The following is a 16438-nucleotide window of genomic DNA, read 5'->3' as shown; positions in this document are numbered from 1 at the left end:
ATAAAGAGCATCGACAAACAATATAAATGGAGGTATTCCATATGAAAGCACTTTGTTTCGAACAGTTTGGAAATCCAGATGTACTACAATATAAAGAAATACATGACCCAATTATAAACCCAAATGAAATTCTTATCCGTACGAAAGCAATTGGATTAAACTTTGCTGATATTTATAGACGCCGCGGCGATTATCATCTCGCTGGTACCCCGCCTTTTATATTAGGTTATGAAGGGGCTGGCATTGTTGAAAAAGTAGGAGCTGACGTTACGAATATTAATCCTGGAGATCGTATTGCATTTGCTGACGTTCCATTTGCAAATGCAGAACTAGTTGCCGTTCCATCGAAGAAAGCAATTAAGCTTCCAGATTCTATCTCTTTTAAAACAGCCGCTTCTGTCTTATTACAAGGATTAACAGCACATTATTTAACGAAAGATAGCTATCAAATAAAACAAGGTGATATAGCTTTAGTACACGCTGCTGCTGGAGGTGTTGGGCAACTTCTTATCCAAATAATTAAACTACTAGGCGGAAAAGTAATCGGCCTCACGTCATCAAAAGAAAAAGCACAAATAGCTACATTAGCTGGTGCTGATCACGTATTTTTATATAAGGTAGCATGGCCTGTGAAAGTACTTGAAATAACAAACGGTGATGGAGTAAATGTTGTATATGAATCAGTAGGTTCTACGCTAGAGGAAAGTTTTAACGCTACTAAAACTGGTGGCACTGTCGTATTTTACGGAATGGCCGGTGGTAATCCTGCGCCCGTTGATCCACGTATGCTTATGGATACTTCAAAAACATTAACTGGCGGAGACCTTTGGAACGTGCTTACATCTTATGAAGAGAGAAAAGAACGCTCCTCTCAATTATTCGAATGGATTACGACCGAAAAATTAAAGATCGCAAGTCCTACTACCTTCTCTTTACAAGATGGTGCCCGTGCTCATGAATTATTAGAGAACAGAAAAAGCACAGGGAAGATTTTATTAATCCCATAATTATTCCAATAAAAAAAGGAAGCTAGAATGTATTTCTTTGCTTCCTTTTTTAACGTTATTTATGTTCAATCTCGCTTCTTTTCAATAACCCTGTTATTTATATTTTTTCTCTACGCTTCTCTTTCTAGGCCCCTCATTTTTAAGTTTATATAATAAACGAATCTAAATATTAAAGGAAAGAACAAACCTCCTGATATCAACGATCCAATAAATACAGTATCAATAAAAGAAAGAATTCCAAATAATAGCATTCCAAAAAAATAAAATACAATTGCACTCCAATAAATAAAACGTGGAAACTTAGTTTGGAACGAATCACCTTTTTCACACGGTTTTCCAAATAACAAATGAACGAATTTAATCAACATAATCACTTCTCCATATAATTGTTAATATTCTTTTCTTCTTAGAATTGAACATAAATCACATACCGTGTACCATCCATCTTCACACATTCCTTACTTTGTTTTATTTCTCGTATACTTACTTTAGATTCCGAGATGAAATGTAAGGCTAATGTCCCTCCAATACACTGCAAACTAATTTGTTGTTCCTACTCTCTAATTATACCATTACAATAATTTTCATAGTTCATTTCTAACGGAATATTCCGATTTGAATTAATAAATGATATATTAAAAAATAAGGAAAGGAAGCTAGATTTCTCTACCTTCCTTTCCTTATTTTTATATTTCCACACTTTCTTTCCCTTTTGCAACATAGCTCATATCTCCAACCGACTCGACAGTGTATGTTCCGTCTTTATATACAATCTTCGTCACACTAGCATTTTCTACTCCAAGTTTTGTTTTGCTACTGTCTAACATTTCTATTAAGGTAGTAATCAAAAGCCCATGAACGACAACTAAAACGTTACCGCCACCATTTGCAGCAGATTCTTCACTAATTTTATCAATCTCTGCTTTTATACGAGTAGAAAATAATTCCCAATCTTCCGCCTGTTTTGTAGGGTCCGCTGCTCTAATAAGATTAATCACTTCTTGAATAGAAAACTTCATAAGTTCTTCTGGTGATGCAACGCCCGCAGCTTTTCCAACCACATCCCACATATTTTCAAGTTTTTCACCTTCAAAAATACCAAAATTTAATTCTCGTAAATTTTTTCTTTTCTTAAGTTTTAACTTTGTTTGCTCACTATATTTTAATACTAAATTAGCAGTTTCAATCGCTCGGCCGCTATCACTACTATATGCATTCGCAAAATGAACATCTTTTAATCCCGTTCCTAAATTAGAGGCAACTTCCACACCTTTTTCTACTAACGGAGAGTCTGCCCAACCTTGCGCGCGATGGTTCGTATTTAATATTGTTTTACCGTGCCTTGTAACATATAACGTAACTACATTCTCATTGCTATCTGTTTCTCGATTCTTCATTCAATTCTCTCCCTTTACATTTCTATATCAATTTTACCACCTTAATTATTCATTGAGCAAAATATACGTAAGTAGATTTACTTAATAAAAAAAGCTATCTTTCTGTATATCCCTACAAAAAGATAGCATCTTTTATGATTATATTTTCAACCGATACTCTTACTCAGCAAAAGCACTCGAATATTGCACAACTCCTTCTACACCTTGCAGAGCGTTCTCGCTTAGCTCAATCACCATAAACACTTCATCTGGCACTTCAAATGGTGCTTTTATATTCCACTCACTTGCTTTCTTAAAGCCAAATTTCGGATAGTACCCTGGATGTCCTAACACTACAACTGATCCGTATCCAAGTTCTTTCGCTTTTTCTAAAGCAGCTACAATAAGCTTCCCACCAATTCCTTTTTTCTGATGGCCCCTATCAACTGAAACCGGTGCAAGTGCTAAAGATTCTACAGAAGTTCCATCCTGTTCAATCGTAATTTTGGATAACATAATGTGACCAACGATTTCCTCATCTACTGCAACGATTGATAATTCAGGAATAAACGCGTCACATTCTCTAATACGTTTTACAAGTGCATGTTCTGTTTTATCACTAAATTCTTCATGTAAAAATGCTTGTTGTACCACTTCTTCTGTTTTTTCATAATCATTTTATTGTTCTTGTCTAATCGTTACCAATTTAACTTATCCTCTATTCTTTCTTATTTCTTTTTGGATTTTACGAAGCGCTTTTTTCGATCCGCGCTCTATATCATGTTGCATTTTTCTTTCTTTATAATCGACAAATAGTGTATTTAAATCATATCCCTCTGGGTATAATTCCTTTGCTGCTACCTCTAACGTAATACGTTTTACATTCACTTCAACAAATTCACCGTTACAATATACAACGACGTTATAGAAATTATCTATTTCCTTATAGATAATACCAAAATCATCATAATCTAATATATTTACACGATCACCGATTTTGTACTCGTAATGGTTTTCTCTTTTTTCTTGCATGAACTTCGGTTTTCTAATTTTACTTTCATTCACTTTTTCTAGAGCGTACTCTTTATTTTCCATATACGCTCTCGCTCTTTGCAGTACACGCTCTCTTACGTTCATTTTATTCGCAATCCAAAGTGCATTACTTTCACCTGATTTTCCGATAACTAATTTATAAAGGGGCTCTAACGTTTCACTATTAAACTGCATCGCTGCATTCATAAAGTCATCGTGCATTTCTGAGAATCGTTTAATTTCTCCGTAATGCGTACTCGCAACGGTAATACATCCCGTAAGGTAAAACTCTTCTAAAATTGATATTGCAAGTGCTGCACCTTCATTCGGTTCTGTACCGCTTCCTATTTCATCAAATAAAAGTAACGTATTATTATTTGACATGCTCATAATCTCAGAAAGATTTTTCATATGAGATGAAAATGTACTTAGTGCGTTTTCGATACTTTGATTATCACCAATATCTACAAATACATTTTCGAAAATAGCAATTTCTGTTTCTTTATCTCCGGCAATGTGCAAGCCTGACATTGTCGCTAATGTTAACAATCCAATTGTTTTTAACACGATTGTTTTCCCGCCTGCATTTGGTCCTGTAATAATTAAACTACGGTAATTTTGACCGATTTCAAAGTTTAACGGTACTACTTTTCCACTTAAAAGCGGATGCTTACAATTTACTAAATGCATGTAGCCATGATCATTTAATTTCGGCTCTATTCCATCGATTGATTTACTAAACTTCGCTTTCGCAAATACCATATCATATTGGCTAATCAATTCCATGTTAATTTTTATATGATAAATATTTTCTACTACCATGCCTGATAAAGTCGCTAAAATTTGATACTCTTCCATCGCTTCTTCTGCTTTCAAACTTGCGAGTTCCACATTTAACTTTGTAACCGTGTGTGGTTCTATAAATACAGTAGAACCTTTAGCAGACGCTTCAACTATACTTCCCGCAACTTGATTTTTATAAGAAGATTTAATTGGAATCGTATACTTATCATCCTTCTTACTAATAAAGAATTCTTGAATATACTTCTTATTTGCACTACTATTTAAAAACTTCGTTAAACGTTCTTTTATTTTCCCGTCTACCGAATCGATGTTATTTCGAATTCGTTTTAACTCTTTACTAGCAGCAGAATCAATGCTATTTCCTTTTATTGAAAAATTAATTTCCTCTTCAATACTTTTAAATTCAGTCATCGAATTTGCATAAGAAGCTAATACTGGCGCAAAAAATTCTTTATCTAACATAAACTTTTTAATCTTTCTACATCCGCGTAAAAAGTCTGAAACACTGACTAATTCTTCTGGATCTAAAATCATCCCTTTTTCTAATTTTTGAATTGTACTAGCAATATTAGAAATGCCGAAGAAAGGAACATGCCCTTCTGCATCTAATATAGCTCGTGCTTCTGTCGTTTCATTCAAGCGATTTCTCACTACTTTTATACTCGTACTAGGCTCTAATTTGTTTAATAATTCCTTACCTAATCCACTTACACAATAAGATTTCACTATATCCTTTAATTCGTTATATTGTAACTTTTCAAAAGTCATCGTATTCATTTTGTTTCTCCTCACTATGATTGATTTTTATCATAAATGAAGATACCTACTCATTAGATTCCAATGAGCCATATATAAAATTCCATAATTATACAATAAAAACATATACAAAAAAGCTGCGGGGATACCGCAGCTTTTACATTTACAAGGCATGTGTAATAACATATGAGGAAATAAGCCATAAAAAATAGATGGCAGTCCCTTATTACACGCTTTATAAAGTATTGTAGGTATCTTCATAGGTTTTGAAATAAATGCATGACAAAATTAGGGGTATGATGTACATAAAAATCCCCTGGTCTTATCCGATTTATTTCATTAAATTTTTCCTATTTAATACCTACCGCACTCACAAAAAGCACCTCTCATTAAGTTATATTATAGTCATTGAAATCTAATTTATTGAAATCATCATACTATATGTTACGTGAGAAGTAAAGGTGCCATACTTCAGTAGTACGCAACTCTACACTTCAATATTTCTTAAAATAGACCTATATTCGCTGAGGAGAAATTATAAGAAGCGCCTCCGCTATTGCGAATGTCATTTCCTTCCCCTAATACATTTAATAATTATGACAAGCAATGATAGGAGGTTACTATATGAATGAAGAATATAATATTTTACATGGACCTGCTCTGGAACCAAATTTAATCGGTCCCACACTACCATCAATTCCACCATTTACTTTCCCTACTGGACCTACTGGAATCACAGGCCCTACCGGTGCGACAGGTTTTACCGGAATTGGAATAACTGGTCCCACTGGGGTTACTGGTCCTACCGGAATCGGAATAACTGGTCCCACCGGGGTTACTGGTCCTACCGGAATTGGAATAACTGGCCCCACTGGGGTTACTGGCCCTACCGGAATTGGAATAACTGGTCCCATTGGGGTTACTGGCCCTACCGGAATTGGAATAACTGGTCCCACTGGAGTTACTGGTTTAGGGATTCTTCCCGTATTTGGAACAATAACTTCTGAAGTAGGAATCGGTTTTTCAGCAGTAGTTAATACAAATGTTAATTTTACAATCCCAGGACCTGCTAATGGAACTACTCTAAATCCATTAAATAATTCTATTACAATTGATACCACTGGCGTGTACTCTGTTTCCTTTTCAATTGTATTTGTAATACAAGCTATATCGTCTAGTATATTAAATCTTACAATAAACGATTCCATCCAATTCGCAATTGAAACGCGAGTTAGTGGTGGTTCTGGGGTAAGATCAACATCTGCCAGAACTGATTTACTATCTTTAAATCAAGGGGATGTTCTTCGAGTACGAATAAGAGAAGCCACAGGTGATATTATTTATTCCAACGCATCTCTCGTTGTTTTAAAAGTCGACTAATTCGTTTATGAAAATAAAAATTTAAGAATGATAACAATATAAAAAGAAGAGGAAAACTTATATTTCAGTCTACCTCTTCTTTTTCATCACAAAATTACTGTTGAACATATATGGAAACTGATCCTCCACTTACTTGGAACTGCCCCCACCCATCCTTATTAATTGTTACAGTATTTGTTTGATTACCCGTAATATCGTACCATACTTCCCCTGCGTTATTCTTTCCAACATCCATCCACTTTGCCCCTCCTGGTCCATCAGAGATTAATGTTGCTAAACCAGAATTAGCATGTACACTATCACCTTCTCTTGTCCAGCCAATCACATCTGGATGGTCAAAATAATCACGCTGCGTACCATATGCAAAGTTTTTTCGTGCCGTCAAAATCGGATCAATTTTGTCCTTTAACGCTGGAATTTCATAGTTACTATTTCCTTTTGTACCATAGTAATCACCATAGAAAACAGAAGGATACCCCTCTGCACGCGTTAAAATAAATGCATATGCCAGCGGCTTGAACCAAGGGCTCACTACAGATTCCAATGACTGACCAGGCTGTGAATCATGATTTTCAACTAGAGTAACCGCAAGTGTAGGATGATTCGCAACTACTGTTCCTTTTAAAATATTTCTCATATCATAATTTCCATTTCCTGTTGAAGCATAATGAAAATTATAATGAAGTGGTGCATCGAACACAGATTGATTATAATTAACCTTCGCTAAATAATTATTTAAAGTCTGGATATCATTTTGCCAATATTCAGCTACTGTAAACATTTCTTTCCCTGTTTGCTGTCTAACGTGATTTACCCAATCGCGCAAATATTCATGATCAATATGTTTAACAGCATCTAAACGAAAACCATCTAAATTTAATTCATTCGCATACCACGTTCCCCATTTTTTCATTTCATTCGCAACATCTGGATGATCAAAATCAAGATCCGCATACATCAAATAATCATAATTCCCATTCTCGCTAGACACTTCCCAGTCCCATGCTTTACCTATGCCCCTAAATTTATAAATTCGGCTTAATTTCCTTCCTTCATCCCAATCCGTTCCGTCAAAATGATACCATTTCCATTTGAAATTAGAATAAGAATCTCCACGCCCTGGAAAGTTAAATCCCGTCCACGCACTAATTTCATAATCACCTGATACTTCAATATTCCGATTGCTCGGGTCTACCTCAACTGCTGTGACAGTTTCTGTATAATCAGCCCCACCTTTATGATTCATAACTACATCACCGTATACATCGATGTTTTTCTTATGTAAAGCGTCAATTGCAGATTTCAATTGTGCTTTCGTCCCATATTTCGTCCGCACTGTGCCCTTTTGATTGAATTCCCCCAGATCATATAAATCATATGCTCCATATCCTACGTCATTTTGCGTAGTTCCTTTATATGCAGGTGGTATCCAAACAGATGTAATTCCTTTTTCCGCTAAATTTTCAGCATCAGTACGCAAACGATTCCAATGATTCCCATCATTCGGAGCATACCACTCAAAATACTGCATTAACGTTCCATTGTTAACTGTGTCTGCATATGCTTTACTCCCCTCATATATACTAGGTAAAAACATAAAAACTGACAATCCGACTATTGTTATTCTTTTAAACATCTGTACACCATCCCCTTCTAAGAAAGCGTTTGCATAGTTTATCAGAATTATTATAATATTCGTCCCACCGTTAGTAAAGTAGCAATCTCTCACTCTCCCATATTATTTTTAGTCTAATTTCAAATATTCAACGTAGTTTTAATTTCACATCCTATTCAAGATTGTTTACAATTTACCTATAAAAGCATAACGGAGGGATTTCGATGACAGACTTTCAAAAACAATTTTTCGCACGATTACATATAGAAGAAAAAGACACAGTTTCATTTGAAGATTTATCTAACATTATGTACGCAATGGCACAAACTGTTCCTTTTGAAAACTTAAATATTCTCGAAAAGAATTTTAAAGAAATATCAAAAGAAAATTTGAAAGAGAAAATTTTAGTAAATAACCGTGGCGGTCTTTGTTATGAACTCAATCCTACTATGTATTACTTCCTGAAAGATTCTGGATTCGATGTTCATCTCGTTTCAGGAACAGTTTATAACGCTGCAAACTCCATATGGGCTGTTGATTCTGGCCATATCGCAATCGTTTTAACACATCATAATGAACTTTATTTAATTGAAGTAGGATTCGGATCATACTTACCTCTTGCCCCTGTCCCTTTCTCAGGTGAAGTCATTCACTCTGTTACAGGAGATTATCGTATTCGTAAAGAAATGACCGAAAAGGGAAACTACATTTTAGAGATGCGGAAAAACAATGAGTTCTTGGATCAATCTTCTGCTGATGATTGGACGTTAGGCTATGCATTTTATATAGAAGAAGTGGATGAAGAAAAAGCAAATACAGCACAAAAAATTATCGTTGAACATGAAGAATCACCCTTTAATAAAGTACCTCTTATTGTAAAACTAACTGAAGATGGGCATGCCTCTTTAACGAAAGATAGCCTTACAGTAGCGAAAAATGGTAAAAAAACGAAAGAAACCGTTACAAACATGCAATATACAAACCTTTTACATTCAAAATTCGGAATTACACTATAAGTAAGTAAGCCTTGTTATTTTAGCAAGGCTTTTCAATTTTCAGCAGGGATTTTTTGCAATTTGTTGTATTTCATAGTTATATAGAAATATAACTACATGTTTAGAAAGGAAATGATTATGACAGAACTTAAAGATCGATTACAAGTAGCTGATATAGAAAAATGGGATTTAACAGACATTTACCATACAATTGAAGATTGGGAAAGTGATTTTCATAAAATTGAAGTATTAACGAAGGAATTACACGAGTTTAATGGAAATATTCACGACGGCAATAGTTTATTAGCTTATTTAACGAAGAGTGAAGAAATTTCTAGCATAATATCTTTAATGTTCGCTTATGCACGATTACAATCTGACCTTGATACACGCGATACTGACGCGCAATCTCTTGTCGATAAAGTATCACAATTACACGTGAAAGTAAGTGCAGCGAAATCTTTCTTTTCCCCCTTCTTACTTAGCATAGACGAAAACACATTACATTCTTACATAGAAGAAACAGAAGGCTTACAATATTATAAAGAAGACTTATTTGAATTATACCGTTATAAAAAACACGTATTAAATAAGGACCAAGAAGAAATTTTATCACAAATGGGTGAAGCTCTTTCTTCTCCACAGCACACATTTGGTATGTTAAATAATGCAGATATATTATTTGGTGAAGTGACGACTGACGATGGAGAAAAAGTGAACTTAACACGCGGAATGTATGCAAAGTTAATAGAAGATACGAATCGTGAAAAGCGTAAAGAAGCTTATAAAGCATATTACAAACCATATGTTCAGTTAAAGAATTCCATCGCATCTACTTTATCCGCTGCTATTAAAAATAATGTTACTGTTTCGAAATTAAGAAACTATCCATCAGCGCTAGAGAAATCATTATTTGGCGATATGGTTCCGAAAGAAGTATATGAAAACCTAATTGATACAACGAAAAAAAACATTCAAACATTACATACATACAATGAAATTCGAAAAGAAAAATTAAACGTAGATGAACTAAGACAATACGACCTAGGCGTCGATTTAGTAGAGGGTGCAAAACAAGACATTCCATATAGTGAAGCATTTGACATTATGATTGCATCACTAGCTCCTTTAGGAGAAGAATATATTGAGACATTAAAAAGTTTTAAAGATAAACGATATATAGACGTAAGAGAAACACCAGGAAAACGTTCTGGTGCTTATAACTTTGGTGTATACGGTGTTCATCCTTTCATTCTTTTAAATCATCACGATGATTTAAACAGCCTGTTCACTCTTACTCATGAATGCGGGCACGGTATGCATACGCACTATTCACATGGATACCAACCAAGAATTTCTGCACATTATTCTATCTTTGTCGCAGAAGTCGCTTCTACAGTAAATGAAGTGTTATTAATTCACTATTTATTAAAAGAAGCAAAAGAAACGAACGTGCGTAACCATTTAGTTAACCATTTTATTGAGAAATTTAAAGGTACTTTCTTTACACAAATCATGTTTGCAGAATTTGAAAAAATCACACATGAAATGGCTGAGCAAGGTAAACCATTAAATGCCCAAGTCTTCAGTGAAATTTATGAAAAGCTATTTAAAGAATATAACGGTGATTCACTTGTATTTGATGAAGAAGTAAAATACGGATGGGCTAGAATCCCTCATTTCTACCGCCCGTTTTACGTATACAAATATGCAACTGGATTCGCATCTGCCATTCAAATCGCTGATAAACTATTACGTGGTGATCCGAATGCTCAGAAAAATTATATTGAATTCCTTAAAGGCGGAAGTTCAGACTACCCATTAAACTTATTGAAAAAAGCTGGCGTCGATTTAACAACGCGAGAACCGATTGAAAGTGCATTGAAACAATTCACTCAACTTGTTGAGGAGTTTTCAGCTCTATAAAAAAGAGCCTCTCGCTAGAGGCTCTTTTTTATATTCCCTTTCCTTCTATTAAATCATTCGCCATTTTCCTAAATTCTTGATTAAATGCATCATTCATACCATTTTGGACGTTAGAAAATAATATGACGAACGTTCGTTTATCCCAGTTAAAATTATTAAAAGTGTTCCAGCCAGCTAATACACCGTGGTTATGATAATAATCTGGGTAAATATAAAAACTAAATCCATATTTTCTTGCAGGTGATGCAGAAAACATATCTAATATACTTTGTTTAGAAAGTAGTTTACCATCCATAATAGCTTCATCTAACTTTTTCATATCTTCAACAGTCGTATACATTTCACCACAACCATACAGCCAGTTCATTTTTAAGCGAGGCGTGGCTATTAACTTATTATCTTTTTTCGTATACCCTTCTGCTAAGAAAATATCTTCTGGGAGTGTTGCGCCCATTCCAGATTCATGCATTCCAACAGGAGTCAAAATATTTTCTTTCACATATTCAGCAAGTGGTTTATTCGATATTTTTTCTACAATATATGCAAGCACCATATAATTATAATCTGTATATTTCCATCCTGTCCCTGCTGGAAATTGTAACGTTTGTGCCCCAATCCACGTTACTAATTTTAACCGTGATGCTGCGTCAACACTACCTTGTCCCTGTTCTGGTAATCCAGACGTATGTGTTAACAAGTTTCGTAACGTAATGTTTTTATCTGCTGGAAACGATGGGATATATTTATTTACATTGTCTTCAATGTTCAACTTCCCTTTTTCTTTTAATTGCATAATAGATATTGCAACAACTGTTTTCGTAATAGAACCAATGCGATATTTCGTTCTTGGCGTTGTTAATACTTGATCTTTCACATTCGCATAACCGTAGCCTTTTCGTAAAATGACATGATCTTTACTTGCTACAAGAACACTCCCATTAAATCCTTTATCTTTTAAATACTGATCTAATTTTCCAGCTGCAATTTCATAACGCTTTTTCTCATTCGCATCAACTTCCTGCTTAACATCTTTTTGCTTACTATTTACATTAGAAAATGCCTTTGCATCATATTTTTTTCCTTTATTTGCATGTATTAGTGTAACAACACTTCCACAAAAAACAGCAAAAATAAAGAAAATGATTAACCATTTCTTTAACATACTAGGAACCCTCTTTTATCTAGTTTCACTTAACGTATATCCATTCTATCTTTTAATTATCAAGTATATTATAATATTATTTAATATTCACTCTGTTAAAACTAGATTCCTTTTTCTCATTTTCAATTTTGACTACTCTCTATTGTATTTCTTTCTTGCAAAATTTCCAACATACAATCGGATGCATTACACTATAATTTCAAATTCTTTTGTAACATTTGTTACATACTAAAAAGAATGGAGATGTAATATGAAAAACACCGATAAACGCAATCGTTTAGATGATAAGGTGTTTCATTATCGGATAACAAAAAATAACATGGTATTAATTTAATATTACAGAAAACAGATTATGATATTAAAAGGAAATGATGCTGAAAAACTTTTAAATAAAATAAATCATGCAAATAACGATAATGAAAAACAGCTAATTATGGCTAAAATTACAGGTAATTTCAAAAGAGGCAATGAACGAAATTGAAAATGAATCTCATTTACATTTTGATTATACAACAAATAAAAAAAGAAATGTCGGTCATTCAACATTTCTTTAGACTTTCTTCATAAAAAATTTACATTGCTAACATTCCTTCATTTTCTATACTTCCTATATAAGCTGACCGCTGAAATAGTTAGTAATACAACTATGCATAACCACGCATACGTATATCCCTTCTTATCTACAATATAACCAAATAAAGCAGGCGCAGCAATAATGGCAATTTGATTTAATGTAAGTGCAAAACTCACTGTCATCCCTACCGATTCTTCACTTGCTGATTCTGCAACTTCAGTTATAAAAAGACTAAACCATCCAATTGAAAAGAACCCTAACAATGCACTTACACCATACAATACATTCGTTATTGTATGTATGCTCATTACTAATATTAGAATGAAGAAAATAGAAATACAAACAGTTATAAATAAGAGGGTACGCCTATTCCCCTTATAAAATAAATCACTAGTAGCTGCTAATATAACCCTACCAACCATTCCAGAAAAGAACATAACGGAAAATACTTTTCCAGCTAAAATTGGCGTGATTGATTGTTCCAATACTAAAAATTTTATAAAGTGTGCAACTAGAACCATTTGCAATGAAATCATACAAATGCCAGTTATATAAATTGCATACAACTCTTTTTTACACATCACTTCTTTTAACTGCATCCAAAAAGAAAGTTTACTACGTTCTTGTTTAACTTTCTCTTGAGTATATGGTTCCTTATAAAATATAAAAAATAAAAGCCCTCCAATTATACAAATGCATGCAATACTATTTACCGCATAGGCCATATTATATTTTATTGTAAGAAACGGGATCAATACTCCCGCTAATGTACCACCAATCGGTATACCGGCTTGTCTAATCCCCATCGCTAACCCGCGATTTTCTTTTGAGAACCACTTCATTATCACCTTACTTCCTCCTGGCTGCGAAACACTATAAAACGTTCCTACTAATAAAAGTACAAAAAGTAACCCATTAAATCCATTGACCATATTAGTCAGTAAAAACGAACCTCCTAGTAAAAATGAACTTATCGAAATTAACAACTTTTCATTGTATTGATCAAGTAGCCGCCCGACAAAAAGCATACAAAATAGCGGTCCTATATTTACAACACTTACTAACAATCCAATCTCCGTATTCGTAAGTGCATATTCTTCTTTCCAAAATAAAGCAAACGCTCCAACACCATACGTTATAAGTGTCGCTGTTGTTTGAGCAACCGTCGCAAAAATTAACATAACCCACTTATAAGTACTATTCACCCTTTCTTCCATTAACACAATAATCCCTCCACCCCCTTCCATTGTATGAAAGTTCTGATATCATATAAAATAAAGATTTATCATGTGATCCATCAAAAAAAATGATACCTTTTCTGGAGGGATGATACTTGGATATAAAAGATTTAACTGTATTTTACGAAGTTGCGAAAGAAGAAAACATATCTCACGCAGCTAAAAATTTAAACTATGTACAGTCTGGCGTAACAATGCGTATGAAAAAACTAGAAAACGAATTAGGTGTGCCTTTATTTTACCGAAACGGAAAAGGTGTAACTTTAACTTCTAACGGTGAGATTTTATTAACATACGCCAAACAAATTATCCACTTAATGGATCAATCTGTTAAAGCAGTTCAAAGTAATGGGATCGAACCAAGAGGCACTTTAAAAATTGGATGTACAGAATCTACAACCGCTGTAAGACTTCCATCTATATTAACGGCCTATTATGAAAAATATCCAAAAATCGAATTGATTTTAGAATCAAATACGACGGAACAATTGATTAGGCTTGTACTAGAACGAAAACTGGACGGAGCGTTTATAGCTGGCTCTACTCAGCATGCCGAACTTCATACAAATATATTTCGTGAAGAAGAATTAGTTCTCATTAGCAAAAAGCCTTTATCTTCCTTTAAAGACATAGGAGACATGAATTTACTTGCATTTAGTCACGGGTGCTATTATAGAAATTTATTAGAAGATTGGCTTCAAGAAGAAGGAATTTCACCTAAGCGAGTATTAGAGTTTGGAACAATTAAAGCGATACTCGCATGTGTAAAATCAGGTATGGGCATAGCAATTATGATGAAGTCTATTTTAAATGGTCATCAACATGACATATCATTCAACCCTTTACCAAATAGCTTCAAAAAAGTTCCTACTACTTTTATTACTAGAAAAGATATATATCACTCTGCTGCATTACAAAAATTTATGGAGATGACTCACAATGCGTGAAAAGAAAATACGTGGTATGAAACGAAAAACAAACACTGTGATAAAGCAAATTGAGGAACATACAAAAACGTTCCCTTCTACTTTCTATAACGATGAATATTGGAATATGCTATTGCCAGTTTCGCAAGCTTTTATTGACTCTCGTAAAACACCTAGAAAAGTAAAACGGTTATGTATTCAAACCTTATTAAATCAAGCAAATCATTTAATAAATATGAAACCGAGCGATACACATACATATCGAGTTGTTGTTTTGATTTCTATAAATAATTTGTGGGATTCGCAAATCATTATATTTAAAAATGAGGACTACTTTCATAATTTCTTTAATAGAGATAGTGAATTTCAAAAATGGATTCTTCTTTCAAATGAAATTGATTTTTGGGAGACATGGGAAATTTCAGTTTATCATTCCTTCAAAACGCTTCACTTTCAAGAAATTATTTATGATGCAGATGAATGCTATGAAAAAGAGATTACGTTTATCGGGGAGTTAGATTAAAAAGGGTATACCTAAAACACTGGTATACCCTTTTCCACTTATTTTTCCTTCAATACACTATGTAATCGATCCGGATAATTTGTAAACATTCCTGTAGCACCCCATTTGATTAACAGTCTCATATCTGGTTTCTCATTAATTGTATAAGGGTGAATTAACAGTCCATTTTTCCTAGCCATTTTCATATATGACTCATCAATAATTAGTTCTCCGTTATCATTACGTAAGTTTGGTCCAATACCAGCTGCATACTTTTTAATTTCTTGAAAATCATCATTCGTTACACTTTTCGGTTCATGTGTAATGCCAGACCATTCAACAATTTCATTGTTTTCATTTGGATAATACCAAAGCAATTGAACTAACGGAATATTTTCATTCATACTATGAATCTTTTTCAAACTATCTTTACTAAATGATTGAATCATAACACGGCTAGATGACATGTTTGGACCTACTAAATTATATTTATTTAACAATGCTAACAATTTCTCTTCCATTCCTGGATACACATCTGGTGATTTTGTTTCAATGTAATACTTCATGCTTCTTCCATACTTTTGGAAGATTTCTTCAAGAGTCGGAACTTTTTGCCCAACATACTCTTGCTTAGCCTTTTCTGGATACGCTTTATTAAACCACGTTCCTGCATCTAAACTCTTTATTTCGCTTAACGTTTTATCACGTACTTCGCCTGTTCCATTTGTAGTGCGATCAACTGCTGTATCATGCATTGCAATTAATTGGCCATCCTTTGTTAATTGAATATCTAACTCTAAATAATCCGCTTTCATTTTTTTCACTAAATCATAAGAAGCAAAAGTATGCTCAGGTGCATGTCCACTTGCTCCGCGATGTGCAATATTTAAAAACTTATTCGTATTCCATTCATGCTTCCCTTCTGCTTTCGCATGAACAGCTCCCCCAGCAAAGATACTTCCCGTCATAAAGAAAATAACTAAAACGCTAATAATCTTTCTCATCCTTCTAACCCTTCCTACGTTGCAAATTTCAACAAGCTAATGAGATTTACACGAAATAGAAGACACACTTTCATTATTTTTATAAACCTATATTAAAATTCCAATCTTACAAATATACTTTATCTATATTATTAATATAGA

General features: G+C 33.8%; 14 protein-coding genes and 1 pseudogene. 7 read left to right on the top strand and 8 right to left on the bottom strand.

The window, feature by feature from the left end; translation table 11 throughout:
• Positions 1 to 41: 41 nt before the first annotated feature.
• Complete coding sequence (locus ACTFRH_RS11665) at positions 42 to 1007, top strand: quinone oxidoreductase family protein (protein WP_000645234.1); 966 nt, start codon at positions 42 to 44, stop codon at positions 1005 to 1007.
• A 110-nt stretch (positions 1008 to 1117) separates the two neighbouring features.
• Here the strand turns inward: ACTFRH_RS11665 and ACTFRH_RS11660 are convergent, their stop codons facing one another.
• The 4 genes and pseudogenes from ACTFRH_RS11660 to ACTFRH_RS11645 all read right to left on the bottom strand — a co-directional run bounded on the left by ACTFRH_RS11660 (position 1118) and on the right by ACTFRH_RS11645 (position 4996).
• Positions 1118 to 1375, bottom strand: a complete 258-nt coding sequence (locus ACTFRH_RS11660; RefSeq protein ID WP_000905654.1) for a hypothetical protein — start codon at positions 1373 to 1375, stop codon at positions 1118 to 1120.
• 318 nt (positions 1376 to 1693) lie between these two features.
• Positions 1694 to 2404: a histidine phosphatase family protein gene (locus ACTFRH_RS11655; RefSeq protein WP_000797115.1), complete on the bottom strand. Its 711-nt coding sequence runs from the start codon at positions 2402 to 2404 to the stop codon at positions 1694 to 1696.
• Positions 2405 to 2563: 159 nt separating this feature from the next.
• Positions 2564 to 3088: pseudogene (locus tag ACTFRH_RS11650) on the bottom strand (GNAT family N-acetyltransferase).
• A gap of 6 nt (positions 3089 to 3094) precedes the next feature.
• Positions 3095 to 4996 carry an endonuclease MutS2 gene (locus tag ACTFRH_RS11645; protein WP_001095182.1) on the bottom strand — a complete coding sequence of 634 codons (1902 nt, stop codon included), beginning with the start codon at positions 4994 to 4996 and terminating at the stop codon, positions 3095 to 3097.
• Positions 4997 to 5599: 603 nt separating this feature from the next.
• Between ACTFRH_RS11645 and ACTFRH_RS11640 the strand changes: the two genes are divergently transcribed.
• Positions 5600 to 6355, top strand: coding sequence for an exosporium leader peptide-containing protein (locus ACTFRH_RS11640; RefSeq protein ID WP_001001584.1), 756 nt, complete (start codon positions 5600 to 5602; stop codon positions 6353 to 6355).
• Positions 6356 to 6449: 94 nt separating this feature from the next.
• On the opposite strand, the gene amyS is transcribed toward ACTFRH_RS11640, so the two are convergent.
• Positions 6450 to 7991, bottom strand: coding sequence for an alpha-amylase (gene amyS, locus ACTFRH_RS11635; RefSeq protein ID WP_000476396.1), 1542 nt, complete (start codon positions 7989 to 7991; stop codon positions 6450 to 6452).
• A gap of 203 nt (positions 7992 to 8194) precedes the next feature.
• Here amyS and ACTFRH_RS11630 point away from each other — a divergent pair, with 203 nt between their 5' ends.
• Both ACTFRH_RS11630 and pepF read left to right on the top strand, forming a co-directional pair.
• The gene (locus ACTFRH_RS11630; RefSeq protein WP_000129190.1) at positions 8195 to 8986 is read left to right on the top strand and encodes an arylamine N-acetyltransferase family protein; all 792 of its coding nucleotides are present in this window, start codon (positions 8195 to 8197) and stop codon (positions 8984 to 8986) included.
• A 117-nt stretch (positions 8987 to 9103) separates the two neighbouring features.
• On the top strand, positions 9104 to 10891 hold the full coding sequence (pepF, locus tag ACTFRH_RS11625) for an oligoendopeptidase F (protein WP_000137531.1): 1788 nt from the start codon (positions 9104 to 9106) through the stop codon (positions 10889 to 10891).
• A gap of 28 nt (positions 10892 to 10919) precedes the next feature.
• Here pepF and ACTFRH_RS11620 read toward each other — a convergent pair whose 3' ends face one another.
• Positions 10920 to 12053, bottom strand: coding sequence for a serine hydrolase domain-containing protein (locus tag ACTFRH_RS11620; RefSeq protein WP_000915170.1), 1134 nt, complete (start codon positions 12051 to 12053; stop codon positions 10920 to 10922).
• Positions 12054 to 12405: 352 nt separating this feature from the next.
• Here ACTFRH_RS11620 and ACTFRH_RS11615 point away from each other — a divergent pair, with 352 nt between their 5' ends.
• A complete protein-coding gene (locus ACTFRH_RS11615) occupies positions 12406 to 12534 on the top strand; it encodes a hypothetical protein (protein WP_000600991.1) in 129 nt (42 codons plus the stop codon).
• Positions 12535 to 12644: 110 nt separating this feature from the next.
• On the opposite strand, the gene ACTFRH_RS11610 is transcribed toward ACTFRH_RS11615, so the two are convergent.
• The gene (locus ACTFRH_RS11610) at positions 12645 to 13874 is read right to left on the bottom strand and encodes an MFS transporter (protein ID WP_003302165.1); all 1230 of its coding nucleotides are present in this window, start codon (positions 13872 to 13874) and stop codon (positions 12645 to 12647) included.
• A gap of 86 nt (positions 13875 to 13960) precedes the next feature.
• Here ACTFRH_RS11610 and ACTFRH_RS11605 point away from each other — a divergent pair, with 86 nt between their 5' ends.
• Entirely contained in the window at positions 13961 to 14812 is an 852-nt protein-coding gene (locus ACTFRH_RS11605) for a LysR family transcriptional regulator (RefSeq protein ID WP_000351673.1), read from the top strand.
• Entirely contained in the window at positions 14805 to 15314 is a 510-nt protein-coding gene (locus ACTFRH_RS11600) for a DUF3916 domain-containing protein (protein ID WP_001208344.1), read from the top strand. The genes ACTFRH_RS11605 and ACTFRH_RS11600 overlap by 8 nt, the downstream gene beginning before the upstream one ends.
• 38 nt (positions 15315 to 15352) lie before the next feature.
• Here ACTFRH_RS11600 and ACTFRH_RS11595 read toward each other — a convergent pair whose 3' ends face one another.
• Complete coding sequence (locus tag ACTFRH_RS11595) at positions 15353 to 16297, bottom strand: glycerophosphodiester phosphodiesterase (RefSeq protein ID WP_001226346.1); 945 nt, start codon at positions 16295 to 16297, stop codon at positions 15353 to 15355.
• Positions 16298 to 16438: the final 141 nt, after the last annotated feature.

Source organism: Bacillus cereus group sp. MYBK216-1, assembly GCF_051916495.1.
GTDB lineage: Bacteria > Bacillota > Bacilli > Bacillales > Bacillaceae_G > Bacillus_A > Bacillus_A thuringiensis_K.
Note: the sequence above shows the minus strand (reverse complement) of the source record. Positions and strands in the feature narration are given on the sequence as shown.

Bases quoted from the DNA above. Each gene is read 5' to 3' on its own strand.
- ACTFRH_RS11665 (WP_000645234.1), top strand. From the start codon at position 42: ATGAAAGCACTTTGTTTCGAACAGTTTGGAAATCCAGATGTACTACAA.
- ACTFRH_RS11660 (WP_000905654.1), bottom strand. From the start codon at position 1,375: ATGTTGATTAAATTCGTTCATTTGTTATTTGGAAAACCGTGTGAAAAA.
- ACTFRH_RS11655 (WP_000797115.1), bottom strand. From the start codon at position 2,404: ATGAAGAATCGAGAAACAGATAGCAATGAGAATGTAGTTACGTTATAT.
- ACTFRH_RS11645 (WP_001095182.1), bottom strand. From the start codon at position 4,996: ATGAATACGATGACTTTTGAAAAGTTACAATATAACGAATTAAAGGAT.
- ACTFRH_RS11640 (WP_001001584.1), top strand. From the start codon at position 5,600: ATGAATGAAGAATATAATATTTTACATGGACCTGCTCTGGAACCAAAT.
- amyS (WP_000476396.1), bottom strand. From the start codon at position 7,991: ATGTTTAAAAGAATAACAATAGTCGGATTGTCAGTTTTTATGTTTTTA.
- ACTFRH_RS11630 (WP_000129190.1), top strand. From the start codon at position 8,195: ATGACAGACTTTCAAAAACAATTTTTCGCACGATTACATATAGAAGAA.
- pepF (WP_000137531.1), top strand. From the start codon at position 9,104: ATGACAGAACTTAAAGATCGATTACAAGTAGCTGATATAGAAAAATGG.
- ACTFRH_RS11620 (WP_000915170.1), bottom strand. From the start codon at position 12,053: ATGTTAAAGAAATGGTTAATCATTTTCTTTATTTTTGCTGTTTTTTGT.
- ACTFRH_RS11615 (WP_000600991.1), top strand. From the start codon at position 12,406: ATGATATTAAAAGGAAATGATGCTGAAAAACTTTTAAATAAAATAAAT.
- ACTFRH_RS11610 (WP_003302165.1), bottom strand. From the start codon at position 13,874: ATGGAAGGGGGTGGAGGGATTATTGTGTTAATGGAAGAAAGGGTGAAT.
- ACTFRH_RS11600 (WP_001208344.1), top strand. From the start codon at position 14,805: ATGCGTGAAAAGAAAATACGTGGTATGAAACGAAAAACAAACACTGTG.
- ACTFRH_RS11595 (WP_001226346.1), bottom strand. From the start codon at position 16,297: ATGAGAAAGATTATTAGCGTTTTAGTTATTTTCTTTATGACGGGAAGT.